We start from the raw sequence: 21,302 nt of genomic DNA, 5'->3' as shown, positions 1-21,302 counted from the left end.
GATGGCGCAGGTGAAGCAGGTGCAAAACCCCATCATCCATGCCGACGTGCCGGACCTGTCGATGATACGGGTGGGGGATACCTACTACATGAGCAGCACGACCATGCACATGACGCCGGGCGTGCCCATCATGAAGTCGAAGGACCTGGTCAACTGGCAATTGGTCAGCTACGCTTCTGATACGCTAGGTACCCAAGATGAACTGGCGCTTCGCAACGGCAAGAGCACCTACGGCCGCGGCTCGTGGGCGAGCAGTCTGCGGTTTCACAACGGCACGTATTACGTCTCGACGTTCGCCCAAACGACGGGCAAGACCTATATCTATTCGACCAAGAACATCGAGAAAGGCCCTTGGAAAGCCGTGTCGTTCAAGCCGAGCTACCATGACCATTCGCTGTTTTTTGACGACGATGGCCGCGTGTACCTGATATACGGCGCCGGCAAGCTACGGATAGTGGAGCTGACGGCCGATGTCTCCGGCGTGAAGCCCGGCGCTACCGAGCAGGTGCTGATCGAAAACGCCAGCGCCCCCGCCGGCCCTAACCTAGGCCTGCCCGCCGAAGGCTCGCAGCTGTTTAAAATCAAGGGCAAGTATTATCTCTTCAACATCACCTGGCCTAAGGGCGGTATGCGCACAGTGGTAGTGCACCGGGCCGACAAGCTCACCGGCCCCTACGAAGGCCGGGTGGCACTGCAAGATCTAGGCGTGGCCCAGGGCGGCCTAATCGACACGCCCGATGGCCGGTGGTTTTCCTACCTGTTCCGCGACTACGGCGCCGTGGGACGCATCCCGTACCTGGTGCCCGTAACCTGGGCCGATGGCTGGCCGGTGCTGGGCACGGATGGCAAGGTGCCTACCACGCTGGCCTTGCCGCTTAGCAAGGGGCTAATTCCGGGCATCGTAGCGTCGGATGAATTCAGCCGACGCAAGGGTGAGCCTGCCCTGCCGCTGGTGTGGCAGTGGAACCACAACCCCGAAAACTCCCTCTGGTCGCTTACCGACCGCCCCGGCTACCTTCGCCTTAAAACCGGCCGCGTAGACACCACCTTCCTGCTGGCGCGCAACACCTTAACCCAGCGCACCATCGGCCCGACCAGCGCTGGCATCACGGCTCTGGATGTGTCGCACCTCAAAGACGGAGACTTTGCCGGTCTGGCACTGCTACAAAAGCGCTACGGGCTGGTAGGTGTAGACAACCGCAACGGCCAGAAATCCATCGTCATGATTAGCGCCGAATCGGAGCGGCCGGTGGAAGTGCAGCGCCTGCCGCTGACGCAGAACACTGTGTATTTCAAGGCGGAATGTGACTTCACGGAGCGCAAAGACGTGGCGACGTTCTACTACAGCCTCGATGGCAAAACGTGGAAAGCCATTGGCGGTCCGCTCAAGATGGCCTACACACTGCCACACTTCATGGGCTACCGCTTTGGGCTGTTCAACTACGCCACCAAGAGTGCAGGCGGCTACGCCGACTTCGACTACTTCCGCATTGCCGACAAGATTACTGGAGCTAAGTAAGCGAGTGTAGCACCCCAGCAGCACGAAGCCTCTAACCTATTCAACTATTCCCACCTGAAATGCTGAAATACAAACTATCCCATATTCTGACTGGCCTAGCCTGCCTGTTGGGCGGCGCGGCCCAGGCGCAGAACCCGATTATTACTAATCAATTTACCGCCGACCCCACCGCGCGCGTGTTCAACGGGCGGGTGTATGTGTATCCGTCGCACGACATTCGGGCCACGCCGGGGCGCGGGCGGGCCGGCTGGTTTGTGATGGAGGACTACCACGTGTTTTCCTCGGCCAACCTCACCGACTGGATGGACCACGGCGTCATCGTCACGCAAAATAAGGTGCCCTGGGTGAAGCCCGACAGCTACAGCATGTGGGCGCCCGACTGCATGTACCGTAACGGCAAGTATTACTTCTACTTCCCGACTACCCCCAAAGACACGACCATCAGCAAGGGCTTCACCATCGGGGTGGCCGTGGCCGATAAACCCACCGGCCCGTTTGTACCGCAGCCGTTGCCTATCAAAGGAGTGCGCGGCATTGACCCCAATGTGTTTATCGATCAGGATGGACAGGCCTACCTGTACTGGTCGCAGGGTAACATCTACGGGGCCAAGCTGAAGGAGAACATGCTGGAGCTGGCTTCTGAACCCGTTACATTGGGCGAGCTGCCGACCAAAGGCTTGAAGGAAGGTCCGTACCTGTTTAAACGTAACGGCACGTATTACCTAACCTATCCGCACGTCGAGAACAAAACTGAGCGCCTCGAATACGCCACCAGCACCAGCCCGCTAGGTCCGTTTACCGTGAAGGGCGTGATTATGGACGAGTCGCCGACGGGCTGCTGGACCAACCACCACTCTTTGCTGGAGCTCAAGAACCAGTGGTACCTGTTCTACCACCACAACGACCTGTCGCCCAATTTCGATAAGAACCGGTCGGTTCGCATTGATAGCTTGTTTTTTGAGCCCGACGGCGCCATCCGCAAAGTAGTTCCCACCCTGCGCGGCGTAGGCCTCACCGATGCCAAGCAGAAAATTCAACTGGACCGCTACAGCCGCCTGAGCAGCAGCGGCGCTTCCATTGCCTTCCTAGATACTGCCAACAAGTTTCAGGGCTGGAAAACCATGTTTGCCAACAACCAGGGCTGGGTGCAATACAATGGCGTGGCCTTCGGCAAGCAGCCGCTCAAGACGGTAATGCTTCGCACAATGGCAGCGGCCGGCGCTACCGTGCAACTGCGTGCCGACGGCGCCACCGGCCCGGTGCTAGCCCAGGTGACCGTGCCCAAGGGCAGCCAATGGCGGGAGGTGAAAGTGCCCTTGACTGCCTTTAAGCCTGGTACGCACACGTTGGTCGTTTCCTCAAAAACGAATAATCCCGTCGAGATTGATTGGGTCAAATTTGAGTGAGGTAGCCTGGCCTAGGACCGTCGCTGCTTAGGCGCGGAAGCCAGAGCGTTGCCTGTTGATATTCAGGGGGACATGAGTACCTGGCCTAGAAAAATCTGCCTTACGTGAAGCTTTTCAATTTATGTCAATGAACAATACTTTGCTCGTCGGCGCTCTGGCTGTGGTGGCCTCTCTGCCTCTGCGGGCCCAAAACCCGATTATCCGCGACGTATTTACCGCCGACCCGGCGCCGCTGGTGTACAAGGATAAGCTGTACCTCTACGTAGGCCACGACGAGGCCAAGGAGGGCCAGATGTTCAACATGAACGACTGGCTGTGCTACTCCACCACCGACATGAAAAACTGGACCGCGCACGGCCCCATCATGAACGTGCGCGACTTTAAGTGGGCCACCCGCGACGCTTGGGCCGCACAAGTGGTAGCCCGCAATGGCAAGTTTTACTTCTTCGCAACGGTACAGCAAGATGCGCCCATTAAGGGGAAGGCCATCGGGGTAGCCGTGTCGGACAGCCCCACTGGGCCTTTCGTGGATGCTCGCGGCTCGGCCCTTGTCACCGACCAAACCACGCCCGGCCCCAACGGCTGGGACGACATCGACCCTACCGTATTCGTGGATGACGACGGCACGGCGTGGCTGGCCTGGGGCAACCCCAACTGCTACCTGGTCAAGCTCAAGCCCAACATGACCGAGCTCGACGGGCCCGTGCAGCGCATCGAGCTGCCCAACTACACCGAAGGCCCGTGGCTGCACAAGCGGGGCAACCTGTACTATCTCACGTATGCCGCCTTCGCGCACCAGGGCATGTGGGAGAAAATGTGCTATGCCACCGCTCCCAAAATCACTGGCCCCTGGACCTACCGCGGCATCCTGACTGACCAGGCCAAGAACAGCTACACCATTCACCCGGGCATTGTCGAGTTCAAGAAGCAGTCGTACTTCTTCTACCACAACGCCACGCTCACCCTGCCCACCGGCGAAAGTGGGGCCCTAGGTCGCCGTAGCGTGTGCGTAGAGTATCTGTACTACAACCCCGACGGCACGATTCAGCCCATCACCCAAACCGTAGCCGGTGTGAGTGTGCCGCCCAAACCTAGCACCAGTCGCCCCGCGCCGCCCACCAACGCTCCGGCCACTACGTCCCCCGGCGTTACGGTTGTGCAAAACCTTCAGCCGCGCCCCACACAATGGCCCGGCGCGCCCTTGTTGAGCACCATACCCAATCCGGCCAACACTGCCCTCGACAACATCAGCTTCAACCACGACAAGGGCGGCACCAGCCTGGGCCAGACCTTCCGAGTGCCAGTCGATGGCAAACTCACCCGCCTCGACTTGTTTGGGGGCGACGGTTTCGGTACCGATGCCAAGCAGCCCGTTACGCTGGCGCTCTACGACCTAGGTACGCAGGACAACCCAGCCTATACCCCCGGCACCAACCTCTTAGGGGGCGGGAAGGGACTAACTATTGCTTACAAACCGCAGCCCGCCGGACTGTTGCAATTCGATTTCACGGGGGCTAACCAGGTTCCTTTGCAGGCCGGCCATACCTACGCTTTCGAGCTGCAAGGGCTGGAAAAGTCGGCGCCGCTTTTCTGGCGTGCGAGCCGGCAGGAGGCCTACCCAGCGGGCGGCGCCTACTTCAACCGGCAGCCGCTACGCCTGAACGACAAACCCGGTTACGACTTCGGGTTGGCAGTGTACACCACGGCCAACTCGAAATAATAGGCGCCGTCGTGCGGCTGATTACCTAGAGCTCTTTCTCCTTCCTTCACCTGGCTGCCCGTGGAGGCGGCGCACTTCCTACCCACTACTATGAGAGTATTGTTTCCCCTGCTGGCGAGCGTGGCCCTGCTGAGTGCTGAGCCAGCGCTGGCCCAAAAAATGGTGATGGAGGCCCCTAAAGGCTTCGACCAGCCTGTCGCGGGCATTGCCACCGGCCGCATCGACAGCATCAGCTATACCTCAAAAACCGTGGGTACGGTGCGTAAGGCGCTGGTGTACACGCCGCCGGGTTATTCCAAAAAGAAGAAGTACCCAGTGCTCTATTTGCTGCACGGCATCGGCGGCGACGAGAAGGAATGGCTCAAGGGTGGACGCCCGCAGGTGATTCTAGACAACTTATACGCGGCGGGCAAGCTCAAACCCATGTTGGTGGTGATGCCCAACGGCCGGGCCATGAAAGACGACCGGCCCATCGGCAATATCTACGGCCCCGATAAGGTGGCTGCCTTCGCCAACTTCGAGCAAGACCTACTCACCGACCTCATCCCTTATATCGAGAAGCACTACCCAGCCCTCACCAAACGTGAGGACCGGGCTATTGCCGGGCTGTCGATGGGTGGGGGGCAGTCGTTGAACTTCGGCCTAGGCCACCTCGAAAAGTTTGCCTGGGTGGGCGGCTTTTCCTCGGCGCCGAACACCAAGCAGCCCGAGCAGCTGGTGCCCGATCCGGCGAAAGCCAAGAAGCAACTCAAGCTGCTTTGGATTTCGTGCGGCGACGCCGACGGGCTGCTGCCCGTAAGCCAGCGTACCCACGACTACCTCTACGAGCACAACGTGCCGCACGTGTACTACCTAGAAGCCGGCGGGCACGACTTCAAGGTCTGGAAAAACGGGCTGTACATGTTCTCGCAGCAGCTGTTCAAGCCCGTGGATGTAGCGGCGCTGCCCACCTACACCGTGCTAGGGGCGCCCGCTGCCACCAACGTGCGCAACGCGAAATACCCCCAGATTCTGCCCGACAATCGCGCCGTATTTCGCCTCAAGGCCCCCGGCGTGCAAAAGGCGCAGTTGGACCTGGGTCGCAAATACGACATGGTGAAGGACAGCACCGGCACCTGGACCACCACCACCGACACCCTGAGCCGGGGCCTTCATTACTACTCACTGATCCTCGACGGCCTGCCCATCGCCGACCCTGCCAGCGACACCTTCTACGGCATGGGTCGTATGGCCAGCGGCATCGAAATTCCTGGCCGCGGTACCAGCTTCTACGCTATGCGCGACGTACCCCACGGCGAGGTACGCGAGCGGCGGTACTTCTCCAAAGTCACCAATTCGTGGCGCCGGTTTTTCGTGTACACCCCGCCGGGCTATGACGCTAACACTTCCGCCAAATACCCGGTGCTCTACCTGCTGCACGGCGGCGGTGAAGACGAAACCGGTTGGGCCAAGCAAGGCAAAACCGGGACAATCCTGGACAACCTGATTGCCGATAAAAAAGCCAAACCCATGCTCGTGGTGATGCTCGACGGCAACATGGGCGGCCCTGGTGGCCTAGCCGGCTTCGGTGAGCAAACCTTAAAGCGCTTCGAAGACGAGTTGAAGCAAACCGTACTACCGGTAGTAGAAAGCAACTACCGCGTAGCATCCGGCGCCCAAAATCGGGCCTTGGCCGGCCTCTCGATGGGTGGCCTACAGACGCTCTACGCCGGCATGAAGAACACTGACCAGTTTGCCTACCTAGGAGTATTCAGTTCGGGCTTCTTCGCTAACAACACCGCCTTATCGGACCCGCAGTATGCATACATGAAGGCCAACGCGGGCACCATCAACACCAACCTCAAGCAGCTGTGGCTTTCGATGGGGGGGCAGGAAGACATTGCCTACGCCAATAACAAAGTGATGCGCGCCAAGATGGATGAGCTCGGCATTAAGTACGTGTACAGCGAGTATCCCGGCGGCCACACCTGGCCTGTCTGGCGCCACGACTTATATATGTTCGCTCAGAAGCTGTTTTAGGCCGCTGGCTACGGCTAAGAAGCCTGATAGTAAGCTTATAGGCCGTCATGCTGATGAGTATTCAGATAAACCATAGCACTCTACTCCCTTAGGATGTAGCGCTATCTCACCCACACATGAAAACACTCCCACGCCTGGCCAGGGTCTTATTGCTACTGCTTTGCTGGGCGGGCACCCTAAAGGCCGCGGCCGGTAAGCCGAAGCCTACCCCGCTACGGCTGTGGTACGATAAGCCGGCTGCCAACTGGAACGAGGCGCTACCCCTTGGCAACGGCCGCCTGGGAGTCATGGTGTTTGGCGCGCCCCAACGTGAGCGGCTCCAACTAAACGAGGAAACCATTTGGGGCGGTGGACCCAACAACAACGTGAAGGCCGACGCCCTGCCGGTAGTACGCCAGCTCCGCGAGCAGCTACTAGCCGGGCAGCTGGTGGAAGCGCAGGCCTTGGCCCAAGCCCAGATGCAGCCCGCCGGCAACAGCGGCATGCCCTACCAAATGGCGTCGAACGTGTACCTGGACTTTCCGGGCCACGACAACGCTACCCACTACCAGCGCGACCTAGACATCAGCCGGGCTGTGGCCTCGGTGAGCTACGAAGTGGGAGGGGTAACCTACCGGCGTGAAGTGTTCAGCTCCCTGCCTGACCAAGTGATTATCGTGCGGCTCACAGCCAGCAAGCCGGGCAGCATTAGCTGCCAGCTCAGCGAGGAAAGCCCGATGCAGCACACCCAGCGTGTTGACCAAAATCAATTGGTGCTGGATGGCCGCGGCAGTGAGCACGAAGGCCAGGAAGGCAAGGTGCGCTTCCAGACGCGGGTGCAGGCCGTGGCCGAGGGCGGTACCATGCAAGCTACCGACACGGGCATTCGGATTCAGGACGCCAACAGCGCCACTCTCTACATTTCCATCAGCACCAATTTCACCAACTACCACGATGTAAGCGGCGACGCGGCCGCGCGGGCCACCGCCTACCTAGCTTCCGCCGTGCGCAAGCCCTACAAGCAGGCGCTGGCCGACCACGTAGCGGCCTACCATCGCTACTTCAACCGCGTGACGCTGAACCTAGGGGTGACGCCCGCCGCCGAGTTGCCCACGCCCCAGCGCATCGCCAATTTTGCCCAGGGTAATGACCCTGCGCTGGCGGCTTTGTATTTTCAATACGGGCGCTACTTGCTCATCAGTTCGTCGCAGCCGGGCGGGCAGCCGGCCAACCTGCAAGGCATCTGGAACGACCAGCTCAAGGGCCCCTGGGACAGCAAGTACACGGTGAACATCAACACCGAAATGAACTACTGGCCGGCCGAAGTCACCAACCTGACGGAGCTGCACCAGCCACTATTCGGCATGATCAAGGACCTGAGCGTGACGGGGCAGCAGAGCGCCCGCCAGATGTACGGCGCCCGCGGCTGGGCCCTGCACCACAACACCGACATCTGGCGCATCACGGGGCAAGTCGACCCGCCGCAGTACGGCCTCTGGCCCATGGGCGGCGCTTGGCTAAGCCAGCACCTCTGGGACCATTACCAGTTCACCGGCGACCTAGCTTTTTTGCGCGAATATTACCCGACGCTGAAGGGCGCGGCCACCTACTTCGTCGATGCCTTGCAGGAGGAGCCCACCCACCAGTGGCTTGTAGTGGCGCCCTCGGTGTCGCCCGAAAATACGTATTCGCTTCAAGGCAAGCAGATTGCGCTGGTGACTGGCACCACCATGGATAACCAACTGGTGTTCGACCTGTTCTCGAAAACTATCCGGGCTGCCGAGTTGCTCCAGTTGGATAAGCCCTTTGCGGATAGCCTGCGCACCCTGCGCGAGCGGCTGCCGCCCATGCAGATTGGCCAGTACGGGCAGGTGCAGGAGTGGCTGCAAGACGTGGACAACCCCAAGGACCAGCACCGCCACATTTCCCACCTCTACGGCCTGTACCCCAGCGGGCAGATTTCGCCCTACCGTACCCCCGAGCTGTTTGAGGCCGCCCGCGTGACGCTCACCCAGCGCGGCGACGTGTCCACGGGTTGGTCGATGGGGTGGAAGGTGAACTTCTGGGCGCGCATGCAGGATGGCAACCATGCCTACAAACTGCTCACCGAACAGCTACGGCTTCGGAGCAGCCAGCCCGGTGGCGTGAGCGAGGGCGGCGGCACTTATCCCAACCTGCTCGATGCGCACCCCCCATTCCAAATTGACGGCAACTTTGGCTGCACCGCCGGCCTGGCCGAACTGTTCGTGCAAAGCTACGACGGCACCCTCGACCTGTTGCCCGCCCTGCCGGATGCCTGGCCTACCGGTGAAGTAACTGGCCTAGTAGCCCGCGGCGGCTACGTGGTAGACCTAGCCTGGGATAAGGGCAAAGTGACGCGGGTGCGCATCACCTCGAAGCTAGGGGGTAACTGCCGCGTGCGGGTGCATAGCCCCATCAAAGCTACCGGCGGCACTAAGCTAGCCCAAGCGCAGGGCGAGAACCCCAACCCATTTTACCAAACCCTGGCCGTCAAGCCGCCACTGGTTTCCAGCAAAACCACGGCTAAGCAGCCCACGTTGGCGCCGTCGTTTGTCTATGATTTTCCCACCGAACCCGGTAAAACCTATTCCTTAAAAGCGCGCTAACTCGGTGGCTCCCCACCTAGCTTTCCCTAGCTACACCCTAGCCCTATGAAAAAAACGTTGCTCGCCGCCTTATTGGCCCTCGGAGCTTATCTGCCTTCGCGGGCACAAAACCCGATTATCCGGGACGTATTCACGGCTGACCCGGCGCCACTGGTGTACCGCGACACGCTGTTCCTGTACACCGGCCACGACACAGCTTCGGTGCAGGAAACGAACTACAAAATGCCCGATTGGCGCATCTATTCCACCACCGACATGGTGCATTGGAAAGACTATGGCGTGCGCCTCTCGCCCCGCACGTTTTCTTGGGCTACCGGCGACGCCTATGCGGCGCAGTGCGTGTACCACAAGGGCAAGTTCTACTGGTTTGTGTCGACGTTTCATAAGAAGGACGACAACAGCCAGGGCGGCGCGGCCATTGGCGTGGCCGTGTCGGACCGCCCCACGGGGCCGTTCAAGGATGCCATTGGCAAGGCGCTTATCGTGAATGAGATGACCAAGGACAAGCCGCACGCTTGGGACGACATCGACCCTACCGTGTTTATCGACGATGACAAGCAGGCTTACTTGTACTGGGGCAACTTGAGCTGCCGCTACGTGAAGCTGAAGGACAACCTGACGGAGCTGGATGGCCCCATCACGGTGCTGAATATCAAGAACTACATCGAAGGACCCTGGGTGTACAAGCGCAAGAAGCTGTACTACCTCGTGTATGCCAGCCAGGGCACCAAGCCCGAAATGATTGAGTACTGCACGGCCCCCAGCGCAACCGGCCCTTGGACCTACCGCGGCATCATCCAAGAAAACGTGCCTAACAGCTTCACCACCCACCCCGGCATCATCGACTACAAGGGCAAAAGCTATTTTTTTTATCACAACGGCTCCTTGCCCACCGGTGGCAGCTACCGCCGCTCCATCTGTGTAGATGAGCTGCACTATAATAAGGATGGCTCCATCCAGAAAATAGTGCAGACGACTACAGGAGTTGCACCGGTAAAGTAACGCGTAGGGCGTATCCCCTAGGCCAGCTCCGTGGCCATTGGCCGACAAAGCAGCCGGTGGCCTAGCCTGTCCGGACTCAGTTGCCGGGGTACGATTATGCAGTAGAGTTGGTAGAAACCAAACGACGAAAGCTCCCACATGAAACGAATTCTTTTCAGCATCATAGTACTGAGTGTAAACCTTCTGGCTAAAGCCGAGGACGGCCACCAGCTGTGGTTGCGCCCGCAAAAAGCAGTGCCAGTTAAGGTGGTGACGTCTGCCAAAAACTCGGCGGTGCTGGCTACGGCCCGGCAGGAATTGCAGCAAGGCTGGCTAGGCCAGTCCGGCGCCACCGTAACGCTGACCCTCAAAAAGGACAAGGCCATTAAATACGACGGCTACCGTATTAGTCCCACCGGCGTGCAGGCCAGTACGGAGGCGGGGCTGCTATACGGTGTGTTTGAGCTGTTGCGGCGCCAGCAAACGGGCCAGGCTGCGCAAGCTGGCGTCTCCAATCCGTCGTATGAGTACCGCCTGCTCAACCATTGGGACAACCCCGACGGCTCAGTGGAACGCGGCTACGCGGGGCAGTCCATCTTCTGGCGCAAAGACAGCGCACTTGTAACAACCAACCGAGACAAACTCCGGTGGCGGGAGTACGCCCGCGCCAACGCTTCGGTGGGCATCAACGGCGCCGTTATTAATAATGTGAATGCCGCACCGCAAATCTTGTCGGCCGACTACCTGGCCCGCGTGAAAGCCGTGGCCGACGAGCTGCGGCCGTATGGCGTGAAAACTTACTTGGCGGTGAAGTTTTCGTCGCCTTCCCAGTTAGGTGGCCTCAAGACCTCCGACCCGCTCGACCCAGCCGTGGTAAAATGGTGGCAAAGCAAGACCAAGGAGATTTACCGGCTGATTCCGGATTTCGGTGGCTTCCTGGTGAAGGCCAGCAGCGAGGGGCAGCCCGGCCCCCAGGATTACGGCCGCACCCACGCCGACGGCGCCAACATGCTGGCCGATGCCCTCAAGCCTTACCACGGCCTAGTGATGTGGCGGGCCTTCGTGTATAGCCCCACGGATAAGGACCGCGCCAAGCAGGCCTACAACGAATTCGTGCCCCTCGACGGCAAGTTTCGTGACAACGTGATTGTGCAGGTGAAAAACGGGCCCGTCGATTTTCAGCCCCGTGAGCCGTTTAGCCCGTTGTTTGGGGCAATGAAAAAGACCTCCGTGATGCCGGAGTTTCAGATAACGCAGGAGTACCTAGGCCACTCCATCGACCTGGCGTTTCTCTCGACTATGTGGGAGGAGTGCCTGCAAAGCGACACCTACCAGGCCGGTCCCGGCAGCACGGTGGCCCGTGTCACCGATGGCAGCGTGTACCCGCAAAAGCACACGGCCATGGCCGGCGTTGCCAACACTGGCCTAGACCGGAACTGGACGGGCCATGACTTTGCCCAGGCCAACTGGTACGCCTTTGGCCGGCTGGCCTGGAACAACCAGATAAAGAGCGCCCAGATTGCCGACGAATGGCTGAAACTGACCTTTGCCGGAGCTACCGGCTCGGCGACTAGTGCCACCACCGCCCCCGACTGGAATACCAACTTTCTGGCGCCGGTAAAGCAACTGATGCTGGATAGCCGGGAAGCCGTGGTGAACTACTCTATGCCCCTAGGCCTGCACCATATTATGTCGGCTACCCGTGGGCACTATGGGCCCGGCCCGTGGTGGGCCCCACCCAAAATGCGCGCCGACTGGACACCCGGCTACTACCACCAGGCCAGTGAGAACGGGGTAGGCTTCGACCGCACTAAAGCGGGGAGTGATGCGGTCAGCCAGTATCATGAGCCGCTGGCCTCGCAGCTGAACAACCCCAACACCTGCCCCGATGAGTACCTGCTGTGGTTCCACCACCTGCCCTGGGATTTCAAGATGAAATCGGGCAATACGTTGTGGAATGAGCTGTGCGCACACTACGATAAAGGGGTGCAGCAAACGCGGCAGTTTCAGCGCACCTGGGACCAGGCCCAACCCTACGTAGACGCTGAGCGGTTTGCCGCGGTGCAGAACAAGCTCCGGAGCCAAAGTGGCAACGCCGTGCAGTGGAAAGATGCCTGTCTGCTGTATTTCCAGCAGTTCAGCCATATGCCCATTCCTGCCACCGTTGAACCCCCCATGCACACGCTGGAGGCAGTTATTGCCGATGACATGCGGCCCCGCCGATAATTCGGCGTCCTTGAACCAATAGCAGGCTAGGAGCAGACCCGCCTGGCTCCGTTTAGCCGCAATCTGAAGGCTACCTTTTTTTGAGCGCGACCTGGCCTAGGCCTAGCAGTAACATCAAGAAGCGCACTCTGTCTTGCGCTCCAGCTCACCGCTACTAGCTCGGTAGCAGAGTGTAAGGCATGATGCTTGAAAGAAGCACTGCTAGGCCAGGTGCGCCTCCCTAAACAAGTACCCACTCACAATACGAAACTTTAGTAGTACAAACTGTAGTCACATGACTCACTCTCCTCTCACTGGCTCTACCTCACTCTGGCCCTTAGCGCTAGGCCGCGGTCTGGTGCTGGCCGCACTTGGCAGCTTTCTGCTGACTCCCACCCAAACGCACGCGCAGGTGCGCCTACCGAAGCTGGTCAGCGACGGCATGGTGCTGCAGCGCGATACCAAACTGACCATCTGGGGCTGGGCTAAACCCGGCGAGAAAGTAGCCCTAAAATTCAATGGGAAGTCCTACCAGGCTACCACCGGCACTAATGGCAAATGGGAGATTAGCCTGCCCGCGCAAAAGGCCGGCGGCCCCTACGAAATGGACATCACGGCCAGCAACCACCTCACCGTGAAGGATGTGCTGGTGGGCGACGTGTGGCTCTGCTCGGGGCAGTCGAATATGGAGACGCCCATGAGCCGGGTGCGCGACAAGTACCCGCAGGAGGTAGCCCAGGCCAATAACTCTCGCATCCGGCAGTTTGAGGTGCCACTGACCTACGCTTTCAAAGGCCCCAAAGCCGACCTAACGGGTGGCAGTTGGGTGAGCACCACCCCGCAGAACGTGCTCAAGTTCTCGGCCGTAGCCTACTTCTTCGCAAAAGAAATCAGCGCCAAGTATCAGGTGCCGGTAGGGATTATCAAGGATGCCGTGGGTGGCTCGCCGGCCGAAGCCTGGCTGAGCGCCGACGCCCTAAAGAAGTTTCCTACCTACGAGCAGCAGGGCGCTAAATACCGCGACAGTGCTTTGGTAGCCAGCATTAGGCAGCGCGAGGGTGCTGCCGTAGCCGACTGGTACAAGCGCCTGCACCAAACCGACCAGGGCGAACAGCCGGGCCAGCCCAAGTGGTCGGCCGCTACGTATGACGCCACCGGCTGGGCCACCATGAACGTGCCCGGCTACTGGGCCAACCAAACCCCGCTGGGCCCCGTGAACGGGGTGATATGGTTCCGGAAGGAGGTAGACGTGCCAGCCAGCATGGTAGGCCAGTCGGGGCGCCTGGAGTTGGGGACCCTGGTTGATGCCGACTCTACCTACATCAATGGCCAACTGGTGGGCACCACCGGCTACCAGTACCCACCCCGCAAGTACGACTTTAAGCCCGGTGTACTGAAGGCTGGCAAGAACGTGATTGTGGTGCGCCTCATCAGCAACGGCGGCCGCGGCGGCTTTACCATGGACAAAACTTACCAGCTGGCGGCCGGCGGGCAAACCATTGACTTGCGCGGCCCCTGGCAGTACAAGCTCGGCGCCACCATGTCGCCCACGCCGGGCACCACCACTTTTCAGTACCAACCCGGAGGCCTATACAATGGCATGATTGCGCCCGTGCTGCCCTACGCCGTGAAAGGTGTGCTCTGGTATCAGGGCGAGTCGAACGCTGGCCACCCGGAGGATTACCAGGCTCTGCTTTCCTCCCTGATTACCGACTGGCGCCAGCAGATGCAGCGCCCCAACCTGCCCTTCGTGTACGCGCAGCTGCCCAACTTCATGGCCGTGAAGAAGGAGCCCAGCGAGAGTGGTTGGGCTGCCCTGCGTGATGCGCAGCGCCGCACGCTAACCGTACCGAATACGGCTATGGCCGTGCTTCTCGATGTGGGTGAGTGGAACGATATTCATCCCCTCGATAAGCAGACAGTAGGCCACCGCCTCGCGCTGGCAGCGCAATTAGTGGCCTACGGCGAGAAAAAGGTGGTGGGCATGGGGCCTCTGTACCAGTCGATGCAGGTGAACGGCAACAAAGTCACTCTTTCTTTTACCAACACCGGTAGCGGGCTGGTAGCCAAGGGTGGCGACAACTTGCAGTACTTCGCCATTGCAGGGGCCGACAAGAAGTACGTGTGGGCCAAGGCCAAAATTGAGGGCAACAAGGTGGTAGTCTGGAGCGACCAGGTGCCGCAGCCGGTATCAGTGCGCTACGCCTGGGCCGATAACCCCGAGGGCACGAAGCTCTACAACAAAGAAGGATTACCAGCCTCAACCTTTCAAACTAACTAAGCTAGGCCAGTCTCCTCTTCTTCATGCGGTCATTTAGGGCGCATGAAGAAGAGGAGCCCGCGCCTTGGCAATGACCTTATCCATGAATACAAGAAACATTCTGCTTACCACTGCCTTAGCAGGGGTAGCCTTAGGGTTTGTGCAAAAGGCGCAGCCCACGCTGAAAGACACGTTCAGAAAGGATTTCTACGTGGGCGCGGCGCTTAACAACCGCCAGATCAACGGCCAGGACGCTAAAGCTACGGCCCTGATCAAGCAGCAGTTCAACACCATCAGCCCCGAGAACCTGCTCAAGTGGGGCCCGGTGCATCCGCAGCCCAATACGTATAATTTCAAGCCCGCTGATGACTACGTAGCCTTTGGGCAGCAGAACAAAATGTTCATCATTGGACATACGCTCCTGTGGCACCAGCAAACGCCGAAGTGGGTGTTTGAGGATGAAGCTGGCAAACCGGTGAGCCGGGAAGTGCTACTGAAGCGTCTGGAAGAGCACATCAACACTGTAGTAGGGCGCTATAAGGGCAAGATTAACGGTTGGGACGTGGTAAATGAAGCTATTGACGACCAGCAAGGCGACCTGCGCAAAACTAAGTGGCTGGAAATCCTCGGCGAAGACTTCGCGGCAAAAGCCTTTGAGTATGCTCACAAGGCCGACCCCAAAGCCGAGCTCTACTACAACGACTACAGCCTCTACCGCCCAGAAAAGCGGGAGGGGGTGATTAAGCTGGTAAAAGGCTTGCAGGCGAAAGGCATCAAGGTAACGGCCATCGGGATGCAAGGACACTATGGCCTGAAACAGCCCAGTATTGAGGAGATTGAGGCCAGCATTGTCGCCTTCTCGAAACTGGGGGTGCACGTCAACTTTACTGAGCTGGACGTTGATGTTCTGCCTAAGCCTAGCCGCCGTCAAGGAGGTGCTGATATATCCGAAAACTACGCCGCCTCCTCGCAATACAATCCGTACCAGGCCGGCCTGCCCGACTCCGTGCAGCAGCAGCTCTCCAAGCGGTACGCCGACCTATTCACGCTGTTCCGCAAGCACCGCGACGTCATTGACCGCGTTACGCTATGGGGCGTTACAGATGCCGATTCTTGGTTGAATGACTGGCCTATTAGAGGGCGCACCAGCTATCCACTGTTGTTCGACCGCAACTACGAGTCAAAGCCGGCCTTCCGGGAAGTAGTGCAAGTAGCCCAGAAGAACAAGCAGTAGAGTAAAATTGAGCCAAGACTCCACTGCACGAGCTTAGCCTGAAATAAGCATCAGTACATTTTCAGCTAAGCCTGCTAGGCCAGTAAGGCTATATATATAGAGTGGCGGAGCGCCCAATTAGCTTCGTATAAAGAAAGGTACTGGCCTACGATTCTAAACTGGCTTAAGTAAATAGTACTATTAGATATACAACGCGAGTCGCCATGATGGGGGCTCGCGTTTTTCGTGTTTGACTATTTGAAGATATTCTACGAAAATAAAATTGAGGCACCAGACCTATCACAACCGTTTTCGGAAACGGTTTCGGTATTTTTATTTCGATTTCAGCGTTTTAGCGCCTTTTTTATCTGGCGTTCCGTAAAGTTTGTTGCTGTATATTCGATTATCAAACGAAGCACAAGTAGGGGGTGAGTGGTTACACACCACCGTCTGAATTTGCTTATGCTTTGTGTGGTAAATAGGATTTTGCCTTGAAGTTGGTCGGTAGGCCACTTCTTCTGCTTCTCAGCCCCACCCATGAAATACTTATTAGGGTACGATATCGGTAGCTCCTCCATTAAGGTGGCCCTGCTCAACGCGGAGACCGGCAAATGCCTGGCCAGCGTGACGTCGCCCAAGAAGGAAATGGAAATTACGGTGGAGGCTGCCGACTGGGCCGAGCAGCGCCCCGAGCGGTGGTGGCAGGAAGCCATCAACGCCACCCAGGAGCTGAAGCACAACTACGGCTTTGATACTTCCTTGGTAGCCGGTATTGGCATTACCTATCAGATGCACGGGCTAGTGCTCCTGAACAAGGAGGGCAAAGTGCTGCGCCCCGCCATTATCTGGTGCGACAGCCGCGCCGTGGACCTGGGCAACCAGGCCTTTGCCGAGCTAGGAGAGGAGCACTGCCTCAGCAACTACCTAAACTCACCGGGCAACTTTACCGCATCTAAGCTGAAGTGGGTAAAGGAAAACGAACCCGAGCTGTACGCCCAGATTTATAAGATTCAACTGCCCGGCGACTACATCGCCTACCAGATGACCGGCCAGATGCAGACCACCGTATCGGGTTTGTCGGAAGGCGTATTCTGGAACTTCCGGGAGCAGGGCATTGCTCAGGATCTGCTGGACTATTACGGCATCAGCCGCGACTTGCTGCCCGAGGTGGTAGAAACCTTTTCGGAGCAGGGCCGCCTAACAGCCGAAGCCGCCCAGGAGCTAGGACTGCACGCCGGAACGCCCATTAGCTACCGAGCCGGCGACCAGCCCAACAACGCCTTCTCGCTGAACGTGCTACACGCTGGCGAAATAGCCGCCACGGCAGGCACCAGCGGCGTGGTGTACGGCATCAGTGAAACGCCTACCGCCGACCCTCAGTCACGCGTGAATGCCTTTGTACACGTGAATAGCACCCCTGAGCAGCCCAAAAACGGCGTGCTGATGTGCATGAATGGCACTGGCATTCTAAACAGCTGGCTGCGCAAGGTGGTAGGGGAGTTGCCCTACGATGAAATGAACCAACTGGCCGCCCAGGCGCCAGTAGGGGCGGAGGGCCTCGTGTTCTTGCCCTTCGGTAACGGTGCCGAGCGCATCCTGGAAAACCGGCCGACCAACGCTGAGCTGCGCGGCTTGAACTTCAACGTGCACAGCCGCAACCACGTGCTGCGCGCCGCCCAGGAGGGCATCGTCTTCGCCCTGAACTACGGCATCGACATCATGCGTCAATCGGGCGTGCAGGTGCGCAAAGTACGGGCCGGTAACGCCAACATGTTCCTGAGCCCCGTGTTCCGTGAAGCTTTCGTGAACTGCGCGGGCGTGGAGCTGGAGCTTTACAACACCGACGCGGCCCAGGGTGCCGCCCGTGGTGCCGGCGTAGGAGCAGGCGTGTACGCCAGCACCGACGACGCCTTCGTAGGCCTGGAGCGCATCCTGACCCAAACGCCTACGCCCGAGCTGCAAGAGCAATACCAGGTGGCCTACGCCCGCTGGCAAGAAAATTTGAATTCGATTCTACCACAACAAACCACCCCCCGGCATGTCCACCAACACGCTTTCTAAGACGGAATTCTTCACCGGCATCGATACTATCCGTTTTGAAGGCCGCGAGTCTGATAACCCGCTTGCCTTTAAGTGGTACGACGAGAACCGCATCGTAGCGGGCAAGACTATGAAGGAGCACCTGCGCTTTGCGGTGTCCTACTGGCACACCTTCACCGGCACCGGCGGCGACCCATTCGGCCCCGGCACCAAGCAGTTTGCCTGGGATGCGCAGGGCGACATTATCGGCCGCGCCAAGGACAAGATGGATGCTGCTTTCGAGTTCTTCACCAAGCTCGGCGCGCCTTACTACTGCTTCCACGACATTGACCTGGTAGACGAGGGCTCCTCGCTGCAGGAGTACGAGCGCAACCTGCAGGCTATTGTTGACTACGCCAAGGAGCACCAGGCTGCCAGCGGTGTGAAGCTGCTGTGGGGCACGGCCAACGTATTCTCGAACCCGCGCTACATGAACGGCGCCAGCACCAACCCCGATTTTCAGGTAGTAGCCCACGCCGGTACGCAGGTGCTGAATGCTCTGGATGCCACTATCGCCCTGGGCGGTGAGAACTACGTGTTCTGGGGTGGCCGCGAAGGCTACATGACCCTGCTCAACACCGACATGAAGCGGGAGCAGGCGCACATGGGTCGTTTCCTGACCATGGCCCGCGACTACGCTCGCAAGCAAGGCTTCACCGGTAAGTTCTTCATTGAGCCCAAGCCCGCTGAGCCTACCAAGCACCAGTACGATTTCGACGCCGCTACCGTAATCGGCTTCCTGAAGGAGCACGGCCTGGAGAACGACTTCATGCTGAACCTGGAAGTAAACCACGCCACGCTGGCCGGCCACACCTTCCAGCACGAGCTGCAGGTAGCGGCCGACGCCAACATGCTGGGCTCGATGGACGCCAACCGTGGCGACTATCAGAATGGCTGGGATACCGACCAGTTCCCCAACAACCTGAACGAGCTGACTGAGTCGATGCTCATCATCCTGGAGGCCGGAGGGTTCCAGCACGGTGGTATCAACTTCGACGCCAAAACCCGCCGCAACTCTACTGACCTAGAGGATATCTTCATTGCGCACATTAGCGGCATGGACACCTTCGCCCGCGCCCTGGTAGTAGCCAACGACATCCTGGAGAAGTCGCCCTACCGCAAGTTCCGCACCGAGCGCTACAGCTCGTTCGACTCGGGTGAAGGCAAGGCTTTCGAGAACGGCCAACTGACTCTGGAAGACCTGCGCACCATTGCCCATAAGTCGGGTGAGCCTACGCCCCGCAGCGGCAAGCAGGAGTGGCTGGAAGCCATCATCAACCAATACATCTAACGGATTAAAACGAAACCGGCTGGCAACTCAGGGGAAAGGGAATTGGGGGGCCGGCCGGGGCCGTTTTATCCGTAGATGATGTAATACGGGGTCCAGCAGAGACCCTACGCAAGGAACGTCATGCTGAGCGAAGTCGAAGCATCTCGCTCGCGCCGCCGGGATACCACCTGTTGGCGTTAGCACGCGAGATGCTCCTACCTTCGCTCGGCATGGCGTTTTTTTATGCCCACCTTGTTCCTCCTTTCCGTTCCACATATGCCTGTTCCCATCCCATCCGCCCTCGCTGGCAACCTCCAACAAAACAAATCTGCCTGGCGCCGCGCCGCCCTCACCCTGGGACTTGGCCTAGGCCTGTCCTATGGGGCCGCGGCCCAAACCGTGCAGATGACCGTGCAGCCCGGCGACCCGAAGCTGCAAATCAGCAAGCACATTTACGGGCACTTTGCCGAGCACCTAGGGCGGTGCGTGTACGATGGGTTTTGGGTGGATGAGAAGTTGAACGTGCCCAAGCAAGGCCGCATCCGGATGGATATTGTGGAGGCCCTGCGCAAGATTAAAGTAGCCAATCTGCGCTGGCCCGGCGGCTGCTACGCCGATGCCTACCACTGGCGCGACGGTGTGGGCCCCACGGCCCAGCGACCCCGCACCATCAACACGTGGTGGGGCGATGCTACCGAGGACAATAGCTTTGGCACCCACGAGTTTCTAGAGTTGTGCAAGTTGCTCGGCACTGAGCCCTACCTGGCGGCCAACGTGGGCAGCGGGACGGTACAGGAAATGGCTACCTGGATGGAGTACCTCAACTCCAACGCTGACACGCCCCTGACCCAGCAGCGCAAGCAAAACGGCCACCCTGAGCCCTACGGCGTAACCATGTGGGGCATCGGCAACGAAAGCTGGGGCTGCGGCGGCAACATGACGGCCGACTACTACACCGACGTGTACAAGCGCTACGCCACCTTCGCCCACAACTACCCCGGCTCGCCGCCGCTCAAGCGCATTGTGAGCGGCGCCAACGGCGACGATGCCAACTGGACGGAGACGTGCATGAAGAACATTCCGCTCAACATGATGTGGGGTCTGACCCTGCACCAGTACACACTGCCCACTGGCAACTGGAATGGCAGCAAGGGGAAGGCTACTGGCTTCTCGGAGCAGGAGTACTTCAACACCATGCGCAACTGCCTGAAAATGGAGGATATCGTGACGCGCCACTCCGCCATCATGGACAAGTACGACCCCCAGAAAAAGGTGGCGCTGCTGGTGGATGAGTGGGGCGTGTGGACCGACGTGGAGCCTGGCACCAACCCCGGCTTCCTGTACCAGCAAAACTCCCTGCGCGACGCCCTGGTGGCGGGCACCACGCTCAACATTTTTAACAACCACGCCGAGCGAGTACGCGGGGCTAACCTGGCCCAGGCCGTAAACGTGCTGCAGGCCCTGGTGCTGACGGATAAGGAGCGGATGCTGCTCACGCCTACATACCACGTCTTCGATCTGTACCAGGTGCATCAGGATGCGCAGCTGCTGCCCCTGCAGTTCTCCAGCCCTGAGTACGTGATGGGCAACGAGAAAATCCCGGCCCTAAATGCTTCGGCTTCCAAAGACAAGAACGGGGTGGTGCACATTTCCCTGGTCAACCTCGATACCAAGAAGAGCCAGAAGCTGGAAACAGCCCTGGGTGGGGTAACCTGGAAATCGGTTTCGGGCCGCATCCTGACCTCGCCGAAAGTAAACGACTACAACACCTTTGAGAAGCCCAACACCGTGAAGCTGGCCAGCTTCAGCGGCGCCAAAAAGCGCGGCGATAAGCTAGCCGTGGAAATACCCCCACAGTCGGTGGTAGTGCTGGAGTTGAAGTAATCAGTAATTAAACACACCGTCTAGCCCGTCATGTCGAGCCTGTCGAGACATCTCGCCTGCTGACGTTGCCAAAGAAACCGTCATGCTGAGCGGAGTCGAAGCATCTCTCCCGCTTCGTTGCAATAGGCCTAGGCCACTTA

The 21,302-nt window shown here is 59.1% G+C and carries 12 protein-coding genes; all 12 read left to right on the top strand.

The genetic code is table 11. The features are described from left to right. The first annotated feature begins 1 nt into the window (after position 1). The 12 genes from EU556_RS15075 to EU556_RS15020 all read left to right on the top strand — a co-directional run bounded on the left by EU556_RS15075 (position 2) and on the right by EU556_RS15020 (position 21,162). Positions 2-1,519: a glycoside hydrolase family 43 protein gene (locus EU556_RS15075; RefSeq protein ID WP_394346117.1), complete on the top strand. Its 1,518-nt coding sequence runs from the start codon at positions 2-4 to the stop codon at positions 1,517-1,519. 59 nt (positions 1,520-1,578) lie between these two features. Then, positions 1,579-2,925, top strand: a complete 1,347-nt coding sequence (locus tag EU556_RS15070; RefSeq protein WP_135434978.1) for a family 43 glycosylhydrolase — start codon at positions 1,579-1,581, stop codon at positions 2,923-2,925. 127 nt (positions 2,926-3,052) lie between these two features. Further along, on the top strand, positions 3,053-4,645 hold the full coding sequence (locus EU556_RS15065; RefSeq protein ID WP_135434977.1) for a glycoside hydrolase family 43 protein: 1,593 nt from the start codon (positions 3,053-3,055) through the stop codon (positions 4,643-4,645). 90 nt (positions 4,646-4,735) lie between these two features. Beyond that, positions 4,736-6,664, top strand: coding sequence for an alpha/beta hydrolase-fold protein (locus EU556_RS15060; protein ID WP_135434976.1), 1,929 nt, complete (start codon positions 4,736-4,738; stop codon positions 6,662-6,664). 116 nt (positions 6,665-6,780) lie between these two features. Then, complete coding sequence (locus EU556_RS15055) at positions 6,781-9,270, top strand: glycoside hydrolase family 95 protein (protein WP_135434975.1); 2,490 nt, start codon at positions 6,781-6,783, stop codon at positions 9,268-9,270. 45 nt (positions 9,271-9,315) lie between these two features. Further along, positions 9,316-10,272, top strand: coding sequence for a glycoside hydrolase family 43 protein (locus tag EU556_RS15050; protein ID WP_135434974.1), 957 nt, complete (start codon positions 9,316-9,318; stop codon positions 10,270-10,272). Between the two features lie 138 nt (positions 10,273-10,410). Next, entirely contained in the window at positions 10,411-12,477 is a 2,067-nt protein-coding gene (locus EU556_RS15045; RefSeq protein WP_135434973.1) for an alpha-glucuronidase, read from the top strand. Between the two features lie 274 nt (positions 12,478-12,751). Then, positions 12,752-14,737 carry a sialate O-acetylesterase gene (locus tag EU556_RS15040; protein ID WP_135434972.1) on the top strand — a complete coding sequence of 662 codons (1,986 nt, stop codon included), beginning with the start codon at positions 12,752-12,754 and terminating at the stop codon, positions 14,735-14,737. 82 nt (positions 14,738-14,819) lie between these two features. Next, a complete protein-coding gene (locus EU556_RS15035; RefSeq protein WP_245327697.1) occupies positions 14,820-15,950 on the top strand; it encodes an endo-1,4-beta-xylanase in 1,131 nt (376 codons plus the stop codon). A gap of 516 nt (positions 15,951-16,466) precedes the next feature. Beyond that, positions 16,467-17,990, top strand: coding sequence for a xylulokinase (locus tag EU556_RS15030; RefSeq protein ID WP_135434970.1), 1,524 nt, complete (start codon positions 16,467-16,469; stop codon positions 17,988-17,990). Continuing rightward, positions 17,968-19,299, top strand: a complete 1,332-nt coding sequence (gene xylA, locus EU556_RS15025; RefSeq protein ID WP_135434969.1) for a xylose isomerase — start codon at positions 17,968-17,970, stop codon at positions 19,297-19,299. Before EU556_RS15030 ends, xylA begins: the two co-directional genes overlap by 23 nt. 255 nt (positions 19,300-19,554) lie before the next feature. Next, positions 19,555-21,162: an alpha-N-arabinofuranosidase gene (locus EU556_RS15020; protein ID WP_135434968.1), complete on the top strand. Its 1,608-nt coding sequence runs from the start codon at positions 19,555-19,557 to the stop codon at positions 21,160-21,162. The last annotated feature ends 140 nt before the right edge of the window (positions 21,163-21,302 follow it).

Source organism: Hymenobacter fodinae, from assembly GCF_004745825.1.
GTDB classification, from domain to species: Bacteria; Bacteroidota; Bacteroidia; order Cytophagales; family Hymenobacteraceae; genus Hymenobacter; species Hymenobacter fodinae.
Note: the sequence above shows the minus strand (reverse complement) of the source record. Positions and strands in the feature narration are given on the sequence as shown.